23 protein-coding genes are annotated in these 22097 nt (G+C 74.7%); 13 read left to right on the top strand and 10 right to left on the bottom strand.

Annotated features, from left to right (window positions below; translation table 11 throughout):
• Window positions 1–79 precede the first annotated feature (79 nt).
• On the bottom strand, window positions 80–856 hold the full coding sequence (locus tag ACFVUH_RS03170) for a GNAT family N-acetyltransferase (protein WP_355368683.1): 777 nt from the start codon (window positions 854–856) through the stop codon (window positions 80–82).
• Window positions 857–1025: 169 nt separating this feature from the next.
• Here ACFVUH_RS03170 and ACFVUH_RS03165 point away from each other — a divergent pair, with 169 nt between their 5' ends.
• Together ACFVUH_RS03165 and ACFVUH_RS03160 are read left to right on the top strand one after the other, a co-directional pair.
• Window positions 1026–2177 carry an epoxide hydrolase family protein gene (locus ACFVUH_RS03165; protein ID WP_387910835.1) on the top strand — a complete coding sequence of 384 codons (1152 nt, stop codon included), beginning with the start codon at window positions 1026–1028 and terminating at the stop codon, window positions 2175–2177.
• A 40-nt stretch (window positions 2178–2217) separates the two neighbouring features.
• The gene (locus ACFVUH_RS03160; RefSeq protein WP_387910833.1) at window positions 2218–2667 is read left to right on the top strand and encodes a hypothetical protein; all 450 of its coding nucleotides are present in this window, start codon (window positions 2218–2220) and stop codon (window positions 2665–2667) included.
• A 39-nt stretch (window positions 2668–2706) separates the two neighbouring features.
• Here the strand turns inward: ACFVUH_RS03160 and ACFVUH_RS03155 are convergent, their stop codons facing one another.
• From ACFVUH_RS03155 to ACFVUH_RS03145, 3 genes are all read right to left on the bottom strand, one after another.
• Complete coding sequence (locus tag ACFVUH_RS03155; protein WP_355368677.1) at window positions 2707–3831, bottom strand: exo-alpha-sialidase; 1125 nt, start codon at window positions 3829–3831, stop codon at window positions 2707–2709.
• 185 nt (window positions 3832–4016) lie between these two features.
• Window positions 4017–5480: an NAD(P)/FAD-dependent oxidoreductase gene (locus ACFVUH_RS03150; protein ID WP_355368675.1), complete on the bottom strand. Its 1464-nt coding sequence runs from the start codon at window positions 5478–5480 to the stop codon at window positions 4017–4019.
• Between the two features lie 171 nt (window positions 5481–5651).
• Window positions 5652–6395 carry an alpha/beta hydrolase gene (locus ACFVUH_RS03145; RefSeq protein ID WP_355368673.1) on the bottom strand — a complete coding sequence of 248 codons (744 nt, stop codon included), beginning with the start codon at window positions 6393–6395 and terminating at the stop codon, window positions 5652–5654.
• A gap of 236 nt (window positions 6396–6631) precedes the next feature.
• Here ACFVUH_RS03145 and ACFVUH_RS03140 point away from each other — a divergent pair, with 236 nt between their 5' ends.
• Window positions 6632–7588: a helix-turn-helix transcriptional regulator gene (locus ACFVUH_RS03140; protein ID WP_387910830.1), complete on the top strand. Its 957-nt coding sequence runs from the start codon at window positions 6632–6634 to the stop codon at window positions 7586–7588.
• Between the two features lie 93 nt (window positions 7589–7681).
• Here the strand turns inward: ACFVUH_RS03140 and ACFVUH_RS03135 are convergent, their stop codons facing one another.
• Entirely contained in the window at window positions 7682–8074 is a 393-nt protein-coding gene (locus ACFVUH_RS03135; protein WP_387910828.1) for a thioredoxin family protein, read from the bottom strand.
• A gap of 180 nt (window positions 8075–8254) precedes the next feature.
• On the opposite strand from ACFVUH_RS03135, the gene ACFVUH_RS03130 reads away from it, so the two are divergent.
• The 5 genes from ACFVUH_RS03130 to ACFVUH_RS03110 all read left to right on the top strand — a co-directional run bounded on the left by ACFVUH_RS03130 (window position 8255) and on the right by ACFVUH_RS03110 (window position 10841).
• Window positions 8255–8857, top strand: a complete 603-nt coding sequence (locus ACFVUH_RS03130) for a hypothetical protein (RefSeq protein WP_387910826.1) — start codon at window positions 8255–8257, stop codon at window positions 8855–8857.
• 106 nt (window positions 8858–8963) lie between these two features.
• Entirely contained in the window at window positions 8964–9524 is a 561-nt protein-coding gene (locus ACFVUH_RS03125) for a sigma-70 family RNA polymerase sigma factor (protein WP_387911321.1), read from the top strand.
• Window positions 9521–10249 carry a hypothetical protein gene (locus ACFVUH_RS03120; RefSeq protein WP_387910824.1) on the top strand — a complete coding sequence of 243 codons (729 nt, stop codon included), beginning with the start codon at window positions 9521–9523 and terminating at the stop codon, window positions 10247–10249. Before ACFVUH_RS03125 ends, ACFVUH_RS03120 begins: the two co-directional genes overlap by 4 nt.
• A 116-nt stretch (window positions 10250–10365) precedes the next feature.
• Complete coding sequence (locus ACFVUH_RS03115; protein WP_350545708.1) at window positions 10366–10635, top strand: DUF1876 domain-containing protein; 270 nt, start codon at window positions 10366–10368, stop codon at window positions 10633–10635.
• Entirely contained in the window at window positions 10632–10841 is a 210-nt protein-coding gene (locus ACFVUH_RS03110; protein ID WP_355368662.1) for a hypothetical protein, read from the top strand. The genes ACFVUH_RS03115 and ACFVUH_RS03110 overlap by 4 nt, the downstream gene beginning before the upstream one ends.
• 72 nt (window positions 10842–10913) lie before the next feature.
• Here ACFVUH_RS03110 and ACFVUH_RS03105 read toward each other — a convergent pair whose 3' ends face one another.
• The 5 genes from ACFVUH_RS03105 to ACFVUH_RS03085 form a co-directional block, all read right to left on the bottom strand.
• On the bottom strand, window positions 10914–11354 hold the full coding sequence (locus ACFVUH_RS03105) for a PPOX class F420-dependent oxidoreductase (protein WP_355368660.1): 441 nt from the start codon (window positions 11352–11354) through the stop codon (window positions 10914–10916).
• Between the two features lie 49 nt (window positions 11355–11403).
• Window positions 11404–13092 carry a ubiquinol-cytochrome c reductase cytochrome b subunit gene (locus ACFVUH_RS03100; RefSeq protein WP_355368658.1) on the bottom strand — a complete coding sequence of 563 codons (1689 nt, stop codon included), beginning with the start codon at window positions 13090–13092 and terminating at the stop codon, window positions 11404–11406.
• Window positions 13093–13323: 231 nt separating this feature from the next.
• On the bottom strand, window positions 13324–14847 hold the full coding sequence (locus tag ACFVUH_RS03095) for an MFS transporter (protein ID WP_355368656.1): 1524 nt from the start codon (window positions 14845–14847) through the stop codon (window positions 13324–13326).
• Between the two features lie 215 nt (window positions 14848–15062).
• Window positions 15063–15728, bottom strand: a complete 666-nt coding sequence (locus ACFVUH_RS03090; RefSeq protein ID WP_355368654.1) for a TetR/AcrR family transcriptional regulator — start codon at window positions 15726–15728, stop codon at window positions 15063–15065.
• A gap of 111 nt (window positions 15729–15839) precedes the next feature.
• Complete coding sequence (locus ACFVUH_RS03085) at window positions 15840–16448, bottom strand: GNAT family N-acetyltransferase (protein WP_387910821.1); 609 nt, start codon at window positions 16446–16448, stop codon at window positions 15840–15842.
• A 167-nt stretch (window positions 16449–16615) separates the two neighbouring features.
• Between ACFVUH_RS03085 and ACFVUH_RS03080 the strand changes: the two genes are divergently transcribed.
• Genes ACFVUH_RS03080 through ACFVUH_RS03060 form a run of 5 tightly spaced genes read left to right on the top strand, consistent with a single transcriptional unit; the run spans window position 16616 to window position 22035 of the window.
• Window positions 16616–18022 carry an ATP-grasp domain-containing protein gene (locus tag ACFVUH_RS03080; RefSeq protein ID WP_387910819.1) on the top strand — a complete coding sequence of 469 codons (1407 nt, stop codon included), beginning with the start codon at window positions 16616–16618 and terminating at the stop codon, window positions 18020–18022.
• Complete coding sequence (locus ACFVUH_RS03075) at window positions 18019–18915, top strand: Rossmann-like domain-containing protein (RefSeq protein WP_387910817.1); 897 nt, start codon at window positions 18019–18021, stop codon at window positions 18913–18915. Before ACFVUH_RS03080 ends, ACFVUH_RS03075 begins: the two co-directional genes overlap by 4 nt.
• Entirely contained in the window at window positions 18912–20099 is a 1188-nt protein-coding gene (locus ACFVUH_RS03070) for a pyridoxal-phosphate dependent enzyme (RefSeq protein WP_387910815.1), read from the top strand. Before ACFVUH_RS03075 ends, ACFVUH_RS03070 begins: the two co-directional genes overlap by 4 nt.
• A complete protein-coding gene (locus ACFVUH_RS03065; RefSeq protein ID WP_387910813.1) occupies window positions 20096–21190 on the top strand; it encodes a dipeptide epimerase in 1095 nt (364 codons plus the stop codon). Before ACFVUH_RS03070 ends, ACFVUH_RS03065 begins: the two co-directional genes overlap by 4 nt.
• Window positions 21187–22035, top strand: coding sequence for a class I SAM-dependent methyltransferase (locus ACFVUH_RS03060; protein WP_387910812.1), 849 nt, complete (start codon window positions 21187–21189; stop codon window positions 22033–22035). The genes ACFVUH_RS03065 and ACFVUH_RS03060 overlap by 4 nt, the downstream gene beginning before the upstream one ends.
• Window positions 22036–22097 lie beyond the last annotated feature (62 nt).

The following is a 22097-nucleotide window of genomic DNA, read 5'->3' as shown; positions in this document are numbered from 1 at the left end:
GGGCCGGCTCCAGGACGGCGGCGGCCGACGCCGCGTGGCTCGGGCCGGGCTGCGGGCCCCGGGCCTCGGGCCGCAGGACTCAGGGGACGATGACCGTCAGCGAGCTGCGGGTCACCGTGAAACCCATCTCCTCGTAGAGCCGCCGGGCCCGGTTGCCCTCGGTCACCGCCAGCCCGATCTCGGTCCGGCCCTCGGCGACGAGGTCCGCGAGGACGCGCCGCAGCAGGTCGCGGCCGAGGCCGGGGTAGCCGAGCGCCGGATCGCGGAACACATGGGCGATCCAGGGCAGCCCGTCCCAGTCGGTCAGGACGGCTCCGGCCACCACCCGGTCGGCCTCGTCCACGACCAGGGCGCTGACGGGCAGCAGCGACCCTATGATCTCGCCGGCGAGCAGTTCGGCGAGCCGCTGCACCGCGGGCTGGTCGCTGTCCGCCTCCGCCGGGCGGTGGTCGGGGTGGCCGGGGCCGAAGGCGGCCAGTGAGGCCGCGACCAGCGCCTCGGCCGGGCGGTCGCACGGCACGCTCCGGAACCCGTCCCGCAGCGGCGTCCGGGCCCAGGCCTCCCAGCCCTCGGCGGGCGGGGTGCCGGTGAGCCCGCGGTGCATGGTGTGGCCGTGGCGCAGTACCGAGGCGCCCTGCCGCACCAGCTCCTGACCGAGCTCGACCGGTCCGGAGACCACCCAGCCCGCCATCTCCGCCCGCACGTACCCGACCTGGGCGGCCAGGTCGCCGCGCGGGTCGACCACCTCCAGCTGGTCGGCCCAGGGGCGCCCCTCCCGCTCCCCGAGCCCGTACCGCACCAGGACGACGCCGTCCGCCCCGTAGCCGTACTGCCAGTCGGTTTCCGTCTCCGCCACGCCGCTCGTCCGATCCTCGCCCGTCGGCACGCCCCTCGGTGTGCCTTTTACCTGTCATGCTCGGTGAACGATCCGTCCCGATCAACCGGTTTGGCCGAACAGGACCGAGCAGGACCGAGCAGGACCATGTAGGACGCCGGCTGACCTAGTCGCCGCCTACCGTCACCGCATGATCAACGACGAGGAAGCCGTCCTCCCCTTCCGGCTCGCCGTTCCGCAGGGCGAACTGGACGAGCTGCGCCTGCGGATCGCCCGCACCCGCTGGCCGGACGAACTGCCGGGGGCCGGCTGGTCCTACGGGGTCGCCGCACCGTACCTGCGCGAGCTGGCTGGGTACTGGGCGGACGGCTACGACTGGCGGGCGCACGAGGCGGCACTCAACGCCTTCCCCCAGTTCACCACCACGATCGACGGGCAGAACGTGCACTTCCTGCACGTCCGCTCGCCCGAGCCGGACGCCGTCCCGCTGATCCTCACCCACGGCTGGCCCAGCACCGTCCACGACTTCGCCCCCATCCTCGGCCCGCTCACCGACCCCCGGGCGCACGGCGGCGATCCGGCCGACGCCTTCCACGTCGTCGCGCCCTCGCTGCCCGGCTTCGCCCACTCCGGGCCGACCACCGCACCGGGCTGGGGCACCCGTCGGACCGCCGCCGCCTGGGCCGAACTGATGCGTCGGCTCGGCTACCGCCGGTACGGCGCGCAGGGCGGCGACTTCGGCGCCATCGTCTCGCCCGAACTCGGCCGGGTGGCGCCCGAGGAGGTGATCGGTGTCCACCTCAACGCGCCGCCGAGCGCCTCGGCCCCGCTCTCCGCCGCCGAGTCCGCCCTGCTCTCCGCCGACGAGCGGGCCAAGGCCGAGGCCAACGCCCGGTGGTGGCAGGCGCACTCCGGCTACGCGACGCAGATGTCCACCCGCCCGCAGACGGTGGCCTACGCGCTCAACGACTCGCCGGTCGGCCAACTCGCCTGGAACCTCGAATTCTTCGTCGACCACGACCCGGAGGCGACCGGCCAGACCCTGCCCTCGTGGGACGCCGTGCTGACCGACGTCACCGCCTTCTGGCTGACCGGTACCGCCGGTTCGGCCGCCCGCCTCTACCGCGAGATCGCGGCCGACGGCTGGGGCCGCCCGGCGCCCTCGGGCGTGCCCACCGGGGTGGCGCTGTTCCACGGCGACCGGGCGATCCGCACCCTGGCCGAGCTGTCCAACCGGGTGACCCGCTGGACCGTCCACGACACCGGCGGCCACTTCGCCTCGCTCCAGGCACCGGAGGCCCTGGTGGCGGACGTCCGGGCGTTCTTCCGCACCCTGCGCTGAGCCGCCCCGGGGTGTCGGTGGCGGCGCCTACCGTTCCGGTATGAGCGTCCCCGAGGTCATCCCGATCGTCCACGAGCCCGGCTACCGCACCGACACCATCGGCCGCTTCCGGGGCGGCCAGTTCTTCGCCTCCGTCACCTACGCCGTCCCGGAGGGGGCGGTGAACCGCGAGGGCGTCGGCTGCTTCGCCGTACTGCACCGGTTCGACGACGCCGGGCGCCACCTGGACTCCCGGATCGAGGCGGTGCCCGGCGAGGTCCCCGGTGTCGCCAACGCCGCCGCCGAGCTGCTGGGGGAGTGGCTGGCGGCCCTGCCGGAGCGGGAGTTCGGGGACATCGCGGTCGCGCCCTTCGCGCTGCACGTCGACGGCTGCCTCTTCGGCCTGGTCGTCGAACGGCACGGCGAGGACGCGACGGAGGACGACTGGGCCGAGCTCTACCCCGACAACCTCGGCTTCCACGCCCCGTGGGACGGCGAGTACGACACCTGATCCCGACGGCCCGGTCCGCCCCCCGCCCCCGACGGCGCGTCAGTCCGCGATCACGGCTGCCCGGACGCAGAGCACGTCCGGCAGGTGGGAGACCAGCAACGCCCAGTGCTCGCCCTCGTCGTGGCTCGCGTAGACGTCACCGGTCCGGTTGCCGAAGTAGATGCCGGCCGGCTCGACGTCGTCGGTGCGCAGCGCGTCGCGCAGCACGATGCCGTAGTGGTCCTCGCCCGGCAGACCCTCGGCGAGCGCCTGCCAGCTCTCCCCGGCGTCGTTGGTGCGGAAGACCCGGCAGCGGCGCCCGGGCGGGATCCGGTCGTCGGCGCCGCCGAGCGGGAACACGTACGCGGTGTCGGCGCGGCGCGGGTGGGCGGCGATCGCGAAGCCGAAGTCGGCGGGCAGCCCGTCGGCGATCGAGCGCCAGCTCGCGCCGCCGTCGTCGCTGCGGTAGACGCCGCCGTGGTTCTGCAGGTAGAGCCGGTCCGGGTTGACGGCGTCCCGGGCGATCTTGTGCACGCACTGGCCGAACTCGGGGTACTGGCTCTCCTCCGGCAGGAACTCGGCCCGCAGGCCGGAGTTGGACGGCTGCCAGCTGCCGCCGCCGTCCTTGCTGCGGTAGACGCCGCCGCTGGAGACGGCGATCAGCAGCCGCTGCGGGTCGCGCGGGTCGGTGAGGATCGTGTGCAGGCCCTGGCCGCCGTACCCGGCGCCCCACTCGCTGCGCTGCGGGTGCTCCCAGAGGGCTTCCACCAGCGCGAAGTTCTCGCCGCCGTCCTCGGAGCGGAACAGCGCGGCGGGCTCGGTGCCCGCGTAGACCACACCGGGGGCCTCGGGTCCGGCCGGCTGGAGCTGCCAGACCCGGGTGAGCGCGGCGCCGGTGTGCTCGGGGAAGCGGATCGCGGGCGTGGACGGCTCGAACCAGCTCGCGCCGAGGTCGTCCGAGCGCCAGACCGACGGCCCCCAGTGGCTGCTGTCGGCGCCCACCAGCAGCCGGACACCGCCGTCCTGCCGGGGCCCGCCGTCCGCGCGGTCCCGGCGGTCGATCGCGACGGAGTAGATCGCGTTCATCCGGAAGTGCGGCCCGCTGAACTCCCAGTCCAACCGGTCGCGGCTGCGTCCGAGGAAGAGGCCCTTCTCGGTTCCGACGGCCAACAGCACTTCGCTCATTGCCACACACCACCTGCTCGGCGAAACGGCCCCGCCCGGACACCCTCCCCGAGCCAGTGTCCCGCCGTCGGACGTCCGCCACATCTCGCCGCGCCGGGTCGCGCCGGGCCGCCGGGCCGGTGCGGGCGAGCAGGGCGAGCAGGGCGAGCAGGGCGGGGCCGGGGGCGGCCCCGCCCTGGCGGCGGTCAGCCCCGGCAGCCCTCCAGCAGCCGCAGCCAGACCTCGCTGATCGTCGGATAGGCGGGCACCGCGTGCCAGAGCCGGTCGATCGGCACCTCGCCGACCACCGCGACGGTCGCCGAGTGCAGCAGCTCGGAGACGCCCGGCCCGACGAACGACACGCCGACCAGCACCTCCCGGTCCAGGTCGAACACCGCCCGGGCCCGGCCCCGGTAGTCGTCGCCGTAGAGCGAAGCACCGGCGACCGCGCCGAGATCGTGGTCGATGGCCTTGACCCGAAGTCCGGCCCGCTCGGCGGCGTCCAGGGTCAGGCCGACGGCCGCGACCTCCGGGTGCGTGAAGACCACCTGGGGCGCACCCGCGCTGTCGGCGGACGCGGCGTGCGTGCCCCAGCGAGCGGTGTCCAGCGAACGCCCCTGGGCGCGCGCGACGATCGCCGCGCCGGTGATCCGCGCCTGGTACTTGCCCTGGTGGGTGAGCAGCGCCCGGTGGTTGACGTCCCCGGCCGCGTACAGCCAGCCACCGTCGACCCCGAGCACGGTGCAGCTGTCGTCCACGTCGAGCCAGCCGCCGGGGTGCAGGCCGACCTGCTCCAGGCCGATGTCCGCGGTGCGCGGGGCGCGCCCGGTGGCGTACAGCACCTCGTCCACGGTCAGCCGCTCGCCGTCGCCCAGCACCAGGGTGACCTCGGAGGGCCCGCCGTCCGCCGCCGGTCGCTCCAGCGCGGCGACCTCCGTCCCGAACCGGAGGTCCACCCCGGCCGCCCGCAGGCCCTCCGCCACCAGCTCGCCGGCGAACGGTTCCATCCGGGGCAGCAGTCCGCTCCCGCGGACCAGCAGCACCACCTCCGAGCCGAGCGCCCGCCAGGCGGTGGCCAGCTCCACGCCGACCACGCCGCCGCCGACCACCGCCAGCCGCCCGGGGACGGTCGGCGAGCCGGTCGCCTCCCGGTTGGTCCACGGGCGCGCGTCGGCCAGCCCGGGGACGCCCTGCGGCAGCACCGGCCGGCTGCCGGTGCAGACCGCCACCGCGTGCCGGGCCACCAGGACCCGTTCGCTGCCGTCCTCCGCCTCGACCGTCACCTGCCGCTCGCCGGCCAGCCGGCCGTGGCCGCGGACCAGGTCGATGCCGGTGTCGCGGAGCCACCGCACCTGGCCGTCGTCCTGCCAGTGCGAGGTGAACGCGTCACGCCGGGCGAGCACCGCGGCCGGGTCCAGGGCACCCTTGCCGACCGCCTCCCGGGAGCCGGCCACCGCGCGGGCGTCGGCCAGCGCGGCCACCGGGCGCAGGAGTGCCTTGCTCGGCATGCAGGCCCAGTAGGAGCACTCGCCGCCGACCAGTTCGCTCTCCACGATCACGGTGCGCAGCCCGGCGGCGGCCGTCCGGTCGGCGACGTTCTCGCCGGTCGGACCCGCGCCGATCACAATGACGTCGTACTCCTCGGGGGCGGTGGACTGGGGGGCGGTCATCCGTGTTCCTCCGTGCTCTCGCGGGTGTGCCGTGGTGCCGTGCCCATCCTGCGCCGCCCCGCCCGCGGTGCGCGGCCGAACACGCGGGCGAGGCGGCGGCCGGCATCACCGTACCGTCGCCCCGTCCGTCGTCCGCCGGGCGCCCGCCCGTTGCCCCGGCCGTGGCCCGCGCTACTCGGCCTGCGCCAACTCCGCCAGCACCGCCGCCGTTTCGGCCGGCCGGGAGAACATCGGCCAGTGCCCGGTCGGCAGCTCGCGCAGCTCCCACTCCGCCCCGCCGAGCGCCGCGAAGTACGGGTGCCCGGCGGCGATCATCTCCCGGACCTGCGCCAGCGGGATCGAGCAGGAGACCAGGGCCTTCGGCAGCTTGTCGGCACCGCCGGTCAGCCGCAACGGCTCGCGGAGCGTACGGCCCGGCTGGTCGGTCGCCAGCGCGCGGAACCGGGCGAGACCGGCCTCGTCCACCCCGGCCACGTCGGCGCCGCCCGAGGCCAGCACCTCCCAGGAGGGCAGCGGCACCCGCCAGCCGTCGACCAGCGAGGCCTCCAGCGCGGCGCGGTAGGCCGGGTCCCAGAGGTCGGCGATCGCGACGCCGCCGGCCATCGGGCCGGAGTCGACCCACACCACCCGGCGGATCCGCTCCGGCACCCGGTCGGCCGCGCCGCTCACGGCGAGGGTGCCGCCGCTGTGCGCGACCAGGACCACGTCCCGGAGGTCCTCGCGGACCAACAGGTCGACCAGGTCGTCGACGTGGGCCGACACACCGGTCTCGGGCGAGGCCTCGTCGGCCCGTTCGGCGAGCCCGGGCAGGGTCACCGCGTGCACGGTGTGGCCGGCGGCGCGCAGCGGTTCGGCCACCGCGTCCCACGCCCAGCCGCCGAGCCAGAAACCGGGAACGAGTACGAAGGTGCTCATGGGGGGAGGGTCCTCTCCTGGAGTTTCGTGTCCTGGGTACCGGGCCGCGCGGTCGGGGACGGGGCGAACCGGGAACGGAGCGACCGGGAGCCACGCCCGGCTGCCCGTCGTCGACTCCGAGCCTAGAATCGCATCAGGACAGAACTCGACCGGATTAATCGGCTCGTCGACCGATCCATCGATTCGGTCGACCCTCTTCCGGGCGAACCCCAGCCGCCCCGAGGAGCACAGGACCCGTGGAACACCCGGTCAGCCGTGTCCTCGCCCTGCTCGAACTGCTCCAGGCCCGACCCGGCCTGACCGGCGCCGAACTCGCCGCGCGGCTGGAGGTCGACGTCCGCACCGTGCGCCGGTACGCGGCCCGGCTCGCCGAACTCGGCATCCCCGTCCGGGCCGAGCGGGGCCGCTACGGCGGCTACCGGCTGATGCCGGGGTACCGGCTGCCGCCGCTGATGCTCACCGGGGACGAGGCCGCCTCCGTCGTCCTCGGTCTGCTGGCCGGCCGGCGGTCCGGGCTGTCGGTGGGGGAGCAGGCCGGCGAGTCGGCGCTCGCCAAGATCCAGCGGGTGCTGCCGCCGCAGCTGCGCGAGCGGGTCGAGGCCGTCGAGCAGACCCTCGGCCTGACCGCCGCGCCCACCGCCGGCCCCAGCCCGGCCGCCGCCGCGCTCTTCGCGCTCGCCGAGGCGGCCCGCCGCCGGCGCCGCGTCCGGCTCGACTACCGGGACCGCGCGGGCGCGCCCAGCGAGCGCGAGTTCGACCCGTACGGGCTGGTCTTCCACTCGGGCCGCTGGTACACCACGGGTCTGGACCACCGCAGCGGCGAGCAGCGGACCTTCCGGCTGGACCGGATCCGCTCGGTCGACCCGCGGGAGACCGGCTTCGAACCGCCGGCCGGTGTCGACCCGGTGCAGCGGGTGCTGGAGTCGCTCGCCTCGGTGCCGTGGACGCACGAGGTCGAGGTGGTCCTCACGACCACCCTCGCCGAGGCCCGGCACCGCATCCCGCCCACCGCCGGCACGCTCACCGGGACCGAGGACGGACGCGTCCTGTTCCACGCGCGGGCCGAGCGGCTCGACGGCATGGCGGTGATGCTGGCCGGCCTCGGCTGGCCCTTCACCGTGCGCCGCCCCGACGCCCTGCGGGACGAACTGCGTGCGCTCGCGGCCCGTCTCACCGCCTGGAGCGAGGACTGACCGCCGTGCCCGAACGCACGGCGGCGAGCCCCGCGGGTGGAGGAACCACCCCGGGGCTCGCCGTGACGGACGGGCCGGTCGAGCGGCCGGGCGTCACGCCTTCCGGGGGCCGCCGTCCTGCTCCGCCGCGACCTTCCGCTTGACCTCGGCCATGTCCAGCCCGCGGGCCTGGCCGATCAGGTCCTCGAACACCGGCTCGGGCAGCGCGCCCGCCTGGGAGAAGACGAGCACGCCCTCACGGATGATCGCCAGCGTGGGGATCGACTGGATGCCGAAGGCCGCCGCCAGCTCCTGCTGCGCCTCGGTGTCCACCTTGGCGAAGACCAGGTCGGGGTGGCGCTCGGCGGCCTTCTCGTAGACCGGCGCGAACTGGCGGCACGGGCCGCACCAGCCCGCCCAGAAGTCGATGAAGACGAAATCCTTGCCGTCCGGTCCGGGGACGATCTCGTCGAAGTTCTCCTTGGTCAGCTCGACCGTGCTGCTCATGTCGCGGTTCCTGCCCTTCCGGTGGTGGCGGTCAAGGCCATGTGCCCCCCACAACGGCTGCTGCCCGCGCGCTATTCCGGGGACCCGACCGGGTCGCCCGTTGAGCGGACGGCGGCTCCCGTCCGTACCGGAGGGTGTCCGGCACCGACGTGCACCCCCATCGACCGGGGAGCGGTCACCATGCGCACCACCCACCGCACCGACGGCTCGACCGATGATCACACCAGCGGACCGGGTCGGCGACTCGGCCGCCGTCAGGGACGGCTCGCCGTGCTCGCCGCGGGCGGGCTGGCCGCGGCCGCCCTGGTGGCGGGCTGCGGCTCGTCCGGCTCCAGCAGCAGCTCGGCGCCCGCCAACCCGCCCGCCGCGTCCAGCGCCCCGGCCTCGCCGGGCACGACCGCGACCACCCTGAAGACCACCAACGACCCACACCTCGGCACCATCGTCACCGACAGCGCCGGCTTCACGCTCTACCGCTTCGACCACGACAGCGCCAACCCGCCCACCGCCACCTGCAACGGCGGCTGCGCGGCGCTGTGGCCGCCCGTCCCGGCCACCGGCACCACGGCCTCGGTCAGCGGCATCGACGCCAAGCTGGTCGGCACCGTCACCCGCGCCGACGGCAGCAAGCAGGTCACCCTGGCCGGCCGGCCGCTCTACCGCTACGCGCCCGACCAGAAGCCCGGTGACACCAAGGGGCAGGGCGTCGACGGCGTCTGGTTCGCGGCGACCCCCACCGGCGACCGGGCCGGCATGAGCGGCAGCGGCGGCTCCGGCTACTGAACCGGCCGTCCGTGACGACGCCCGATGATGTCCGATGACGCCCGTTGGCGCCCGTCGGCGCTCGACGACGGCGCTCGACCCGGAGGCACGCGTGCGCGAGGATGTGATGGTGACCGAGGAGCCTCCCGGTGACGGCCGCCCGGCCGTCCGGGGCGCGCCGGCACCGGACGAGGAGCTGATGCGCGCGCTCTACCAGGAGCACGCCGGGCCGCTGTTCGGCTTCGTCCTCCACCTCGTCGCCGGCGACCGCCGGCGCGCCGAGGACGTCGTGCAGGAGACGCTGCTGCGCGCCTGGCGGAACCTCCACCGGCTGGACCCGGCGGCCGGATCGCTGCGGCCCTGGCTCGCCACCGTCGCCCGCCGGATCGTCATCGACGAGCACCGCGCCGAGCTCGCCCGCCCGCGCGAAGTCGACGCCGGCCCCCTGGAGTTGCTGCCGGCCGAGGACGAACTCGACCGGGCGCTGCGGATGATGACGGTCGCCGACGCACTCGGCGACCTCTCGGCCGCGCACCGTGCGGTCATCGTCGAGACCTACTTCAAGGGCCGCACCGCCAACGAGGCGGCCGTCGAACTCGGCATCCCCGCGGGCACCGTGCGCTCGCGGGTCTTCTACGCGCTGCGCGCGCTCAGGCTCGCGCTGGAGGAACGGGGAGTGACATCGTGACACCGTCCGAACCCGATCCCGCGCGGACCGTGCACCTCGACGTCGGCGCCTACGTCCTCGGCGTCCTGGACCCGGCCGAACGTGCCGCCTTCGCCGCCCACCTGGCCGCCGGCTGCCCGCAGTGCGCCGGGCAACTGGCCGAACTGGGCCCGGTCGAGGCGCTGCTCGGCGACTACGCGGCCGCCGCCGACCCGGTCGACCCCGCGCCGCAGCCCGGCCCGGCGCTGCTCGACCGGCTGATGGAGGAGGTCCGGACGCGTCGGCGGCGCCGGCGCGTCCGGAGGCTGGTGCTGGTCGCCGCGGCGGCGGCGCTGACGATCGCCGGCCCCGCGGTGACCGCCGCCGTGATCACCGCCGACTCCGCGCCCGGCGTGGTCGCCACCGCGGCCGCCCACCGGTTCACCGCGACGAACCCGGCGACCGGCGTCCAGGCCGTGGTCGGTGTGGACCCCGCGCCTTGGGGCAGCCGGGTCACGCTCGAACTGTCCGGCGTCCAGGGCCCGTTGACCTGTGACCTGGTCGCGGTCTCCGCCACCGGCGGCCACCAGACGGTGACCACCTGGAACGTCCCCGCCACCGGCTACGCCCCCGCCGCCCCGCTCCACACCACCGGCGGCACCGCCTACCCGCCCACCACCATCGCCCACTTCGAGGTCCGCACCCTCGACACCGGCACCCTCCTCCTCACCGTCCCTGCCCGACCCACCCCGCCGGCGGCTCCTTGAACGCGTTCAACGGTCCCCCGGGCGCCGCCCCGGCCGTCTGCTCTGGTGTTCACCGGGGGGACGGCGCACCCTGGAGGAGTAACCGGACGAGAAGCGACCGCCGGAGGTGATCCGCCATGCAGACTCTTGTCGGTTGGCACATCGAGATGGAATTCCGCGAGGAGGGGCCGCGGACGGCCGCCGCCGCCCTGCTGCGTCTGGGGGACGGGACCGAGCTGCGCGCCCACGGCTACACCAGCCGCCACCCCTCCGACCCGGAACAGCTGAGGGTGGGCGAGGAGATCGCGGCCGCACGGGCGCTCAACGACCTCGCCTCGCAGCTGCTCACCAAGGCCCACGGCGAGATCCAGGAGGTCAGCCCGGTCCCGACCCACCCGCTGTCGTGAACCAGCCGGACGCCGCCGCCGGCCCGGGCGCCCCCCGGTCGCGCATCCCGCTGATCTGTCCGCGCTGCGGCCGGGAGCAGCGGGTGGTGCCGGGCGGTCCCGGCCGCGCGGTCAAGGTGGTGCACGCCGGGACCGGCCGGGAGGCCTGCGAGCCGGGGGACCTGGCCCGGGCGCCGGACGACGACGCGGGCGGCGACGCCGCCTGAGCCGGCCGCGGTGCGGGACGGCGAGGCCCCCGGCCCGGTGAGTCGGGGCTGCCCGGGGCAGCTCAGGGCGGCTCAGTTCGGGCAGTACGTGGTCGGTACCGGCCACTCCGGCCCGATCAGCCGCTGCTCCAGCTCGTTGAGCGTGATCCGGATGCCGATCGTCCCGGCCAGTCCGAGCCGCATCCGGCTGCGGGCCAGCGCCAGGAACGCCGTCAGCCCGTACTTGTTGATCAGCGAGGCGCGGTAGCGGGCGGTGTCGTCCGCGTCGCAGACGGCGGCCCGGGCCGGGAGCTGACGCCCGGTCGGCCGCCCGTGTGCGTCGCACGGGCCGACCAGGACCTTGGGGTGGCGGCGGATCCGCTCGGCCTCGCCGGAGTGGGCGGGCGTCCAGATGCCGAGCGCCGTGCCGTCGGCCACGACCCAGCTCTGCGAGCGGACCTGGCGGCCGTCCTCGCCGAAGGTGGTGAGCAGGAGGTATCTGCTGTCGGCCAGCTGGTCGGTACGGTCGTGCACGGTGTCCTCCCTCTCCGTTGCGGCGGGTGGTCGCGGGCGGCGCGCGGCCTCAGTGGCCGCGCCCGCCGCCGTTCTCGTGGTGCTCGGTGACGGCGTGCTGTACGGCGGACGGGTGCTGTGCGGCAGTCGGGTGGTGCGCGGTGGCCCGGTGGAACTCCTCGGCGGTCGCCTTGGCGATCCCGGCGCCCTCTCCGTGGAACCCACGGGACAGCCTCGCACGGGCGCGGTCAAGGACCCCGGCCGGGTGGGCCACTCCATTGTCGTCCACGGCGGCGGGCAGTTCGAGGGCTCGCGGCTGCTCGTGCGCGGTGAGCCGGTGCAGTTCGGCCGGCGCGAGCGGGGCGTGCACCTCCACGAACTCGCCGTGCGGCAGCCGCTTGATGACGCCGGTCTCACGGCCGTGCAGCACCTTCTCCTTGTCCCGCCGCTGCAGGCCCAGGCACCAGCGCTTGGTGATCACGAAGACGGCCACCGGCACGACGAAGAATCCCACCCGGACGGCGTAGGTGATGGTGTTGAGCGACAGGTGCAGATGGGTGGCGATGAGGTCGTTGCCGCCGCCGGCCAGCGTCACCAGGTAGAGCGAGATCCAGGCCGCGCCGAGTGCCGTGCGGACGGGGGCGTTGCGCGGGCGGTCCAGCAGGTGGCGTTCGCGCCGGTCGTTCGTCGCCCAGGCCTCCACGAAGGGGTGGACGGCGATCGCGCCGAGGACGAGCGGGAAGAGCGTGAACGGGACCAGCACGCCGAGGTTCAGGGTGTGGCCCCACAGACCGACCTCCCAGCCGGGCATCACCCGGACGAGCCCTTCGGCGAAGCCCATGTACCAGTCGGGCTGGGCGTCGGTGGACACCTGGTCGGGGCGGTACGGGCCGTACGCCCAGATCGGGTTGATCGTGGCGAGCGCCGAGACGGTGGCGATCAGGCCGAACACCAGGAAGAAGAAGCCACCGGCCTTGGCCATGTAGACCGGCATCAGCGGCATGCCGACGACGTTCTTCTCCGTCCGGCCGGGTCCCGCCCACTGGGTGTGCTTGTGGTGGAAGACCAGGATCAGGTGCGCCACCAGCAGGCCGAGCATGATGCCCGGGATCAGCAGCACGTGGATCGTGAAGAACCGCGGCACGATGTCGGTGCCCGGGAACTCGCCCCCGAACAGGAACATCTGGATGTAGGTGCCGACCAGCGGGACGGCGAGGATCGCGCCCTCGACGAAGCGGATGCCGGTGCCCGACAGCAGGTCGTCCGGCAGCGAGTAGCCGAAGAAGCCGTCCAGCATGCCGAGGAAGAGCAGCAGGAAGCCGAACAGCCAGTTGATCTCGCGGGGCTTGCGGAACGCGCCGGTGAAGAAGACCCGCATCATGTGGACGAACATCGCCGCGATGAAGACGAGCGCCGCCCAGTGGTGGATCTGGCGGATCAGCAGGCCGCCGCGCACCTCGAAGCTGATGTCGACGGTCGAGGCGTAGGCCTCGGACATCGGCACGCCCTTGAGCGGCACGTACGAGCCGTCGTAGACGATCTCGCCCATGCTCGGCTTGAAGAACAGCGTCAGCCAGACGCCGGTCAGGATGATGATGAGGAAGGTGTAGAGGCAGATCTCGCCCAGCATGAAGGACCAGTGGTCCGGGAAGATCTTCCGCAGGTTGGCCCTGGCCAGGGTGTAGATCCCCAGCCGGCCGTCGGTCCAGTCGGCGGCGCGTTGCCCGCGTCCGCCGCCGGTTCCCTGATTCCGGGTCATGTCCACGCACCTCGGTCGGAGTGAAGCGGGGAGTCGTCCCCGCTTCGAAGCCCGACCAGAATAAGCGGGGATCATTCCCCATTTCCATCGGGGGTGCTCACCGGGGTCCTCGCCGCGTTCCCGCCGCGTTCCCGCCGCGGTCCTCACCGGTCCCGGAAACGGCGAACGGCCCGCCCGGTGTCGTGAAGACATCGGACGGGCCGTGGCGCACCGTCGCGCACTCCGCAGGGGTCAGTGCACCAGCACCGGGACCTCGTCGGCGGCCGACGCGTCGGCCGCCGCGCCCTCGCCGGAGCCGGGGCGACCGGCGTTGACCAGGGTGAACGCGGCCACGGACGCCAGCACCAGGATGCCGAAGGACCACCAGATCGCGGTGGAGAAGCCGTGCACCATGCCCTGGAACTGCACCGCCTGCGCGGCGGCCGGGGTGGTGGCGGAAGCCGCGTGGGCCGCCAGCCAGGTGGTGGTGGCGCTGGCCGCGATGGTGTTCAGCAGCGCGGTGCCGATGGCGCCGCCGACCTGCTGCGAGGTGTTGACCATGGCGGACGCCACACCCGCGTCGCGCGGCTGGACGCCGTGCGTCGCCAGGCTCATGGCCGGCATGAACGCGGTGCCCATGCCCAGGCCCATCAGGACCAGGCCGGGCAGGATCAGCGCCGGGTAGGAGCTGTCCAGGTCGATCTGGGTCAGGATGAGCATGCCGAGCGAGGCGACCAGGAAGCCGGGCGCCATCAGGAACCGCGCCGGGACGCGGGTCATCAGCCGGGCGCCGATCTGGGTCGAGCCGGTGATCATGCCCGCCACCATGGGCAGGAAGGCCACGCCGGTCAGGACCGGGCTGTAGTCGAGCACGATCTGCAGGTAGTAGGTCAGGAACAGGAAGAGACCGAACATGCCGATCACAGCCATGCCCAGCGCAAGGTAGACGCCACCGCGGTTGCGGTCCAGCACGACGCGCAGCGGCAGCAGCGGCGCCTTGACCTTCTGCTCGACCACGACGAACGCGGCCAGCAGCACGGCGGCGGCGACGAACAGGCCGATGGTCACGCCCGAGCTCCAGCCGTCCGACTCGGCCCGGGTGAACGCGTAGACCAGCGAGACCAGACCGGTGGTGACCAGCAGCACGCCCGGGATGTCGAGGCGGTTGCGGTTGCGGCCGACGGCCGGCTCGCGGATCACCATGACCGCGCCGACGGCGGCGATCACGGCGAACGGGATGTTGACGAAGAAGGTCCAGCGCCAGTTCATGTACTCGGTCAGCAGGCCGCCGAGGATCAGACCGATCGCACCGCCACCGCCGGCGATCGCACCGTAGATGCCGAACGCCTTGGCGCGCTCCTTGGCCTCGGTGAACATCACGGCCAGCAGCGAGAGCGCGGCGGGGGCCAGCAGCGCACCGAAGACGCCCTGCAGGGCGCGCGCGCCGAGCAGCATCGCGGTGTTGGCGGCGGCGCCGCCCAGCGCGGAGGCCAGCGCGAAGCCGGTCAGGCCGACCACGAAGGCCCGCTTGCGCCCCCACAGGTCGGCCACCCGGCCGCCGAAGAGCAGCAGACCGCCGAAGGCGAGCGCGTACGCGGTGATCACCCACTGGCGGTTGCCGTCGGTGATGCCGAGGTCCTTCTGCGCGGACGGCAGCGCGATGTTCACGATGGTGGCGTCGAGGACGACCATCAGCTGCGCGAGGCCGATGAATATCAGGGCCTTCCAGCGCCTCGGATCGGGCTGGAGGGCGGGTTGGGCGTCGGTTTGCGGCATGGAGGTACTCACTTCGGTGCGAGAGGTGCGGAAGGTGCTGGGCGTGCGGAAGGTGCGCGGGGCGCGGGTGCGGGCGGAACGTGCGGGCGTGCCGGAGGCGCGGCCCGGTCACGGGCAGCAGCGGTGGGCACGCCGCGGCGGCCGAGCCGTGTCCCCGCGGTGAAGGGTGTTTCGGACGTCAGGTCACGCCGGTCGGCCGGCGCGGTGGCGGTGGGTCAGTGGTCGTCGTGGAAGTCCTCGAAGATCGCTGCCCGGCCGGGCAGGACGGAAGGGGCGGGCGCCCGCATGCCGTCCAGGAACAGTTGCAGGTGCCGGTGGACGAACTCGTCCAGGAGGTGGCACGAGGTGCCCGGCAGCGGACGCGTGAGCTGGCTGAGGGCGATGAAGAGGTCGCCGTGGCCGACGTCCGCCCGGGCCTCGCCCGCCGCCTGTGCCCGCTCCAGCAGACCGCCGGCGACGGACAGCAGACGCTCGCGCGCCTCCGCCAGCTCGGGGTCGTGCGGGTCGACGTGGTTGGTGAGCATCGGGCAGAGCGCGCCGACCTTCTCGTCGACGGTCTCGTGGGCGAACCGCTCCAGGGCGTCGAACGGGCCGGCGGCCTCGGCGGCCGCCCGTTCGGCGATCGCCACGATGCGGTTCTTGACGAGCAGCGCCACCTCGCGGATCAGCGCCGTCCTGGTGGGGAAGTTCCGGTAGAGCGTAGCGTTTCCGACGCCCGCCCGCTTCGCGATTTCGTCCAGCGGCGCGTCCGCGCCGTGCTCGACGAACGCGTCCCGGGCCGCCAGGACGATCCGTTCACGGTTGCGGCTGGCGTCCGCGCGCAGTCTGGGCGCGCGGGCCGGCCCCGCGGTGCGGGTCGAACGGGGGGCGACGGTGGTCACGGGTGCACTCCTCCCGGGATGCGATTGTGGGGAGTCACTCCCCGCTTAGTCCTACGGAAGGCTAAACGGGGAATTCGTCCCCGGAAATTTCGCACCTCGATGTGACCTGCCTCACATTCGGTCGAAGCTCGCGCCGAAGCTCGCGCCGTGCCCCGCCGTGCCCGCCGCGGCCACCGGCCGGTGCAGCGGGATCTCGAAGTGGACGGTGGCCACCCCCGGGCCGTGCTCACCGGTCGGGCGGGCGTCGTAGACCTCCTCCGCGAGGCTGCGCCAGAACGGCTCGGCGCCGGGGATCGCGGTGTTGGTGTGCAGGTAGAGCCGCCGGTAGCCGCCCTCCTCGGCGGCGAACGCGCAGGCGCGGCGCACGAGCTCCCGGGCCAGGCCGTGCCGCCGGTGCTCGGCCCGGACGTAGACCCGGACCAGCTGCGCGGTGGTTCCGGACGGGAAGTGCCGGACGAGCTCGCGCGGGTGCGGCGGATGGGTCGGTCCGGTGGAGTGCAGCGCGGTGGTGGCCACCACCTCCTCGCCCAGCACGGCGACCAGGAGGGCGTGCCGGGGGTGGTCCAGGTAGTGCCCCTGGAGATCGACGACGTCGGCGTGCCAGTCGGGCACGTAGCCGTAGCCGAACTCGCGGTAGAAGGTGTCCAGGATCAGCCGGCGCGCTCCGGGCACGTCCTTCGGGAGCGCATGGCGGACGACGTAAGGAAACTGACGATCCATCAGGCAACTCCGGCAGGGCTGTGGCGTGGCGGTCGAGGGCAAGAGTACATGAAAACCACTTTCATCTGACGCTTCGACGGAAACGCGGCCCCGGCGCGTTGAAAATGAAAACGAATGCCGTTACGGTCCTGCCTGTCGAGTCCGTCGAAAGGTCGAAAGGGAGATCCGTGGCACATCTGCTGGTGATCGAGAGCTGGGTCGGCTCCATGAGCAGGCTGTTGCCGCGGGCGCTGGGGGAGGGCGGCCACCGCTTCACCTTCCTCACCCGCGACCTGCACCACTACCTGCGGGCCGGCGCTCCGGCCGACGGCCCGCACCCGTTGCTCGCCGCCGAGAACGTGCTCACCGCCGACACCAACGACCCCGACGCGCTGCTGCCGTACGCGCGGCGGCTGCACGCGCTGCTCGGCTTCGACGGCGTGCTCTCCTCCTGCGACTACTACCTTCCGCAGGTCGCCCTGGTGGCCCGCCGGCTCGGCCTGCCCGGACCGGCGCCCGACGCCGTCACCGCCGCCTGCCGCAAGGACCTCACCCGCCGCCGGCTGGCCGAGGCCGGCGTCCCCGGGCCCGCGTACGCGCTCTGCGCCGACCCCGGACGGGCCCGCGCCGCCGCCCGGGCGATCGGGTACCCGCTCGTCGTCAAGCCGGTCGACCTGTGCGCCGGCATGTTCGTCCGCGCGGTCCGCGACGAGACGGAACTCCTCGCGGCGATCCGGGCGTTGGACGCCTTCCCGGTCAACGCCCGCGGCCAGCGGCGGGAGCCGGCGGTGCTGCTGGAGGAACTGCTCACCGGGCCGGAGGTCAGCGTCGAGACGGTGTCCACGGACGGGGTCGCGCACGTCGTCGGGATCACCGACAAGAGCATCGGCGGTGCGCCCGCCTTCGTCGAGACCGGGCACATGTTCCCGGCCGCGCTCGACCCGGCCGAGGCCGCGGCGGCTGCCGACACCGCCGTCGCCGCGCTCGGCGCGCTCGGTCTCGACCAGGTCGTCGCGCACACTGAGATCAAGCTCACCGCCGCCGGACCCCGGGTGATCGAGGTCAATTCGCGTCCGGCCGGGAACCGGATCACCGAGCTGGTCCGGCGGGTCACCGGGGTCGACCTGGCGGCCGCCGCCGTCGACGTCGCGCTCGGCCGCCGGCCCGACCTGGCCGTCCGCCCGACCGGGGTCGCCAGCGCCGCCATCGCCTTCCTGGTGCCCGACGGCGGGCAGGCCGGCCTGCTGGACGGCTTCGACGGCGAGGACACGGTGCGCCGCGACCCGGCGGTGGTCGAGCTCGCGCTCGCCGGGTCCGGCCGCGAGGTGCGGCCCGCGACCAGCAACAACGAGTACCTCGGGCACGTCATGACCGCCGACACCGGCGGGGCCGGGGCGCGCCGCACGGCCGAGCGGCTACTCACCGGGCTCGCCCCCCGTCTCGCGCCCGCGTCCGGGGCCGAGGCCGAGGCTGAGTCCGAGTCCGGTCCCGGTCCCGAGTCCGGTCCCGGTCCCGAGTCCGGTCCCGGTCCCGAGGCCGGGCCCGCGTCCGGGCCCGCCGACCGCCGGGACGAAGCCGCGGCGGTGTCCGCATGAGCACCCTGGCCGCCACCGCCCCGCCCATCTGGGCCGCCGACCCCGCCCCGGCCGGCACCCTCCCCACGAGCCACGGGATCACCACCCTCCCCGTGCTCGACCTGATCACCGGGCGGGCCCGTACGGGGGCGTACGGGCCCGACCCGGCCGCGCTGCGGATCGCGCTCGCCTTCAGCACGGTGCAGGCCGTGCGGCACGGCGGCCGGGCCCGCGGGTACCGCAACGAGGTGCTCAGCCTCCGGCTCGGCGCCGCCGTCGGCTCCTGCGCCGTCGAGCCCGGCGAACTGCCCGCCGACACGGTCACCGACTGCGTCGGCGCCAGCGTCGCCGACCTGCTCGACCACCCGTGCGGCGCCGTCCGGGTCGCCGCGCTCGACGCCTACCTCGGCCACTGCCTCCCGCACGCACCGGCCTACGGTGCCCGGCGGTACGGCCTGCCCTCGGGCTCCTCGCTCACCAAGTCGCGGGTCCGCGCCTCCGCCGTGGTGGGGCTGCTCCCGCTCGCCGCCGTCCGCCGGGTCCTGGTCGTCGGCGTCGTCAACTCCCTGCTGGAGCAGCTCCGGTCGCACGAGGTCGGCTACCTGCCGTGCGACCTCAAGGGCGGGCACACCGAGTGGGACGAGCCGGTGCACACCGACGCCCTCGCCCACCTCGGCGACTGCGACGCGATCCTCGCCTCCGGCATGACCCTCGGCAACGGCACCCTCGACCCGCTGCTCGCCCACGCCCGCGCCACCGGCAAGCCCCTGGTGCTGTTCGCGCAGACCGGCAGCTCCATCCTGCCCCGCCTGCTCGGCGACGGGGTCACCGGCGTCAGCGCCGAGCCCTACCCCTTCTTCTGGCTCGACGGCGGCCCCAGCATCCTCCACCTGTACGGGGGTGCGGCCCGGTGACCGCCCTGCTCGACCCCGGTGCGGCGCCGGCCCGTCCGGTCCTGGGCAACCCGGCCCTGCTGCCGCTGCTCGGCGGCACCCCGCTGGCCCGGATCACCACCCCGCTGCCGCGGTCGCACCCCGGCTTCTGGGCCAAGCTGGAGGGGCTGAGCGCCGGCGGCATGAAGGCCCGCTCGGCCGTCGCGATGCTCCGCGGCGCCCACGCGCGCGGTGAACTGCGGCCCGGCGCCACGGTGGTGGAGTCCACCTCGGGCACCATGGGCGTCGGCCTGGCCTTCGCCGGACAGGCCCTCGGCCACCCCGTCGTGCTGGTCGGCGACAGCGAACTCGAACCGTCCATGCGGCAGTTGCTGCGCTCCTACGGTGCCCGGCTGGAGCTGGTCGAGCGGCCGGCCCGGCACGGCGGCTGGCAGGCGGCCCGGCTCGCCCGGCTGCGGGACGTGCTCGACCGGCTGCCCGACGCCTACTGGCCCGACCAGTACAACAACCCCGACAACGCGGCCGGTTACCGATCGATGGCCCGGGAGATCACCGCCGAACTCGACCACCTGGACGTGCTGGTCTGCAGCGTCGGCACCGGCGGCCACAGCGCCGGGCTCGCCGAGGCGCTGCGCCGCCGCTGGCCCCGGCTGCGGATCATCGGGGTCGACTCGGTCGGCTCCACCATCTTCGGCCAGCCCGCCCGGCCCCGGCTGATGCGCGGCCTCGGCAGCTCCATCCACCCGCGCAACGTCGCCCACCAGGCCTTCGACGAGGTGCACTGGGTCGGCCCGGCCGAGGCGGTCGACGCCTGCCGGCGCCTCGCCCGGGGTGCCTTCGTCAGCGGCGGCTGGTCCACCGGCGCGGTCGCCCTGGTCGCCGCCTGGGCCGCCCGGGCCGATCCGGGCGCGGCCGTCGCCACCGTCTTCCCCGACGGCCCGCACCGCTACCTCGGCACCGTGTACGACGACGCGTTCTGCCGGCGGCACGGCCTGGACGCCGGGCGGGCCGTGTCGCGCCCGGTCGAGATCCCGTACCCGGCGGCCGTCGAGGTCACCGGCTGGGCGCGCTGCCGGACCGGCCGGCCCGCGTCCGGGGAACCGGTCGCCGGCCCGGTGGTCGCTGCCGCCGCCACCACCGCCGCCGGCACTGCCGTCGGGACCGCCGTCGGGACCGTCCCCGTTCGCACCGAGAAGGACCGATGAGACTCGACGTCCGCACCGTCCGGCTCCGCCTGGCCGAGCCGCTGCGCATCTCCCGCTCGGTGACCACACAACGGGACGCCGTCCAGCTCTCCCTCGGGCACGACGGGGCGACCGGACACGGCGAGGCGGTCAGCAGCGTCTACCTGGACCTGCCCGCCGACCGGATCCGGCGCGAACTCGAAGCGCTGCGCCCGGCGTTGGAGAACGGCCCGGACCCGGAGCAGGCGCTCGCCGACCTCCGCGACGGCGCGGCCCCCTACCCGACGCTGCCGGCCGGGGTGCTGGCCGCCGTCGAGGCCGCACTGCTCGACCTGGTCGGCCAACGGGCCGGCGAGCCCGTCCACCGGCTGCTCGGCCGTGCCGACCCGGTCGCCGCCGCCACCGCCCGCACCATCGGCATCGACCCGCCCGCCCACGCCGCCGTCCGGGCCGCCCGGCTCGCCGACGCCGGGTTCACCGTGCTCAAGGTCAAGGCCGGCGCCCCGGACCCCGGCCTCGACCTGGCCCGCGTCCGGGCCGTCCGCGAGGCCGCCCCGGACGTCCGGCTGCTGCTCGACCCCAACGGCGCCTGGACCCCCGCGCAGGCCCTGCGGCTGCTGCCCTCCTTCGCCGCCCTCGGCGTCGAGGCCGTCGAGCAGCCGATCCCGCCGGGCCGCCCCGACGCGCTGGCCGCCGTCGCCGAGCGCTCACCCGTCCCGGTGATCGCCGACGAGGACGCCGTCGGCTACGAGGACGCCTGCCGGCTCGCCGGGCGGGTGCAGGGCGTCAACCTCAAGCTCGCCAAGTGCGGCGGCGTCCACCAGGTGCTGCGCATCGCCGAGGCCCTGCGCGGCAGCGGCACCGAGCTGATGCTCGGCTGCCTGGCGGCCAGTTCGCTCGGCATCGCGCCCGCCGTCCACCTCGCCGACCGGGCCCGCTGGCTCGACCTCGACGGCCACCTGCTGCTCGCCCACGACCCCTGGCAGGGCATCGGCGGCGCCGACGGCACCGTCCGCACCCCGGACCGCGCCGGTCTCGGTGTGCTGCCCGAGCCCGCCGCCGCACCGCTCCCCGGACCGGACGCCCGTCCCCTCCCCAGCGAGGCCCGATGAACCACCGCCCCGGGGCCGCCGCCCCCGCCGCGGCCCCGGCCACCGCCCACCGCAACCTGCTCACCGACCGTCCGGAACTCTACGAACTCCGCTTCCCCGACCCCGGGTTCACCGCCGCCCGGTGGGCCGGGGCGATGCTTCGCGAACACGGCGCCGGGCCCCAGGTCCTCGACCTGGGCTGCGGCACCGGCCGCGACGCGGGCTGGCTGCACCGGGCGGCCGGGCTCACCGTCACCGGCCTGGACAGCTCCCCGGCGATGATCGCCCACGCCCGGTCCCGCCACCCCGGACCGGCCTACCACGTCGGCGACATGCGCGACTTCACGCTGCCCGACCGCTTCGACGCCGTGCTCTGCCTGGACAGCGCGCTGCTCTACTGCCACACCAACGCCGACCTCGACGCCCTGTTCGGCCGGCTCCGCCACCACCTGCGCCCCGGCGGCTTGCTGGTCGCCGAGATGCGCAACGGGGCCTTCTTCCTCGGCCGCACCGAACTCCTCGACGCCCCACGCTTCGACAGCGTCACCCACGAAGGCGTCACGTACGTCTCCCGCACCGTGCTGTCGATCGACCACGCCGCCCAACTGCTGCGGCGCACCCGCAGTTGGGCCGGCGACGACGGCGCCCCGCCGATCGAGCAGCACTCCGCCTGGCGGCTGCTCTTCCCCCAGGAGCTGCGCCACCTGCTCGCCGTCCACGGCTTCACGGTGCTCGCCCTCCACGACCGGCCCGGCCCGCGCACCGAACCGCCCTGGACGGACGGCGACCGGCCCGCCGACAGCGCAGACGGTGACCGCCTCCACCTGGTCGCCCGGCTGGACCCGACCGGTCGACGGGGAAGCTGACCGGGCGGGTCCGTCCCCCTCGCGGGTGAACGGGTCGGGGACTCCACATCGGCCCACCCGTG

Source organism: Kitasatospora sp. NPDC058032 (assembly GCF_042885845.1).
Classification (GTDB): Bacteria; Actinomycetota; Actinomycetes; order Streptomycetales; family Streptomycetaceae; genus Kitasatospora.
This window is presented reverse-complemented; position numbering and strand designations above follow the sequence as displayed.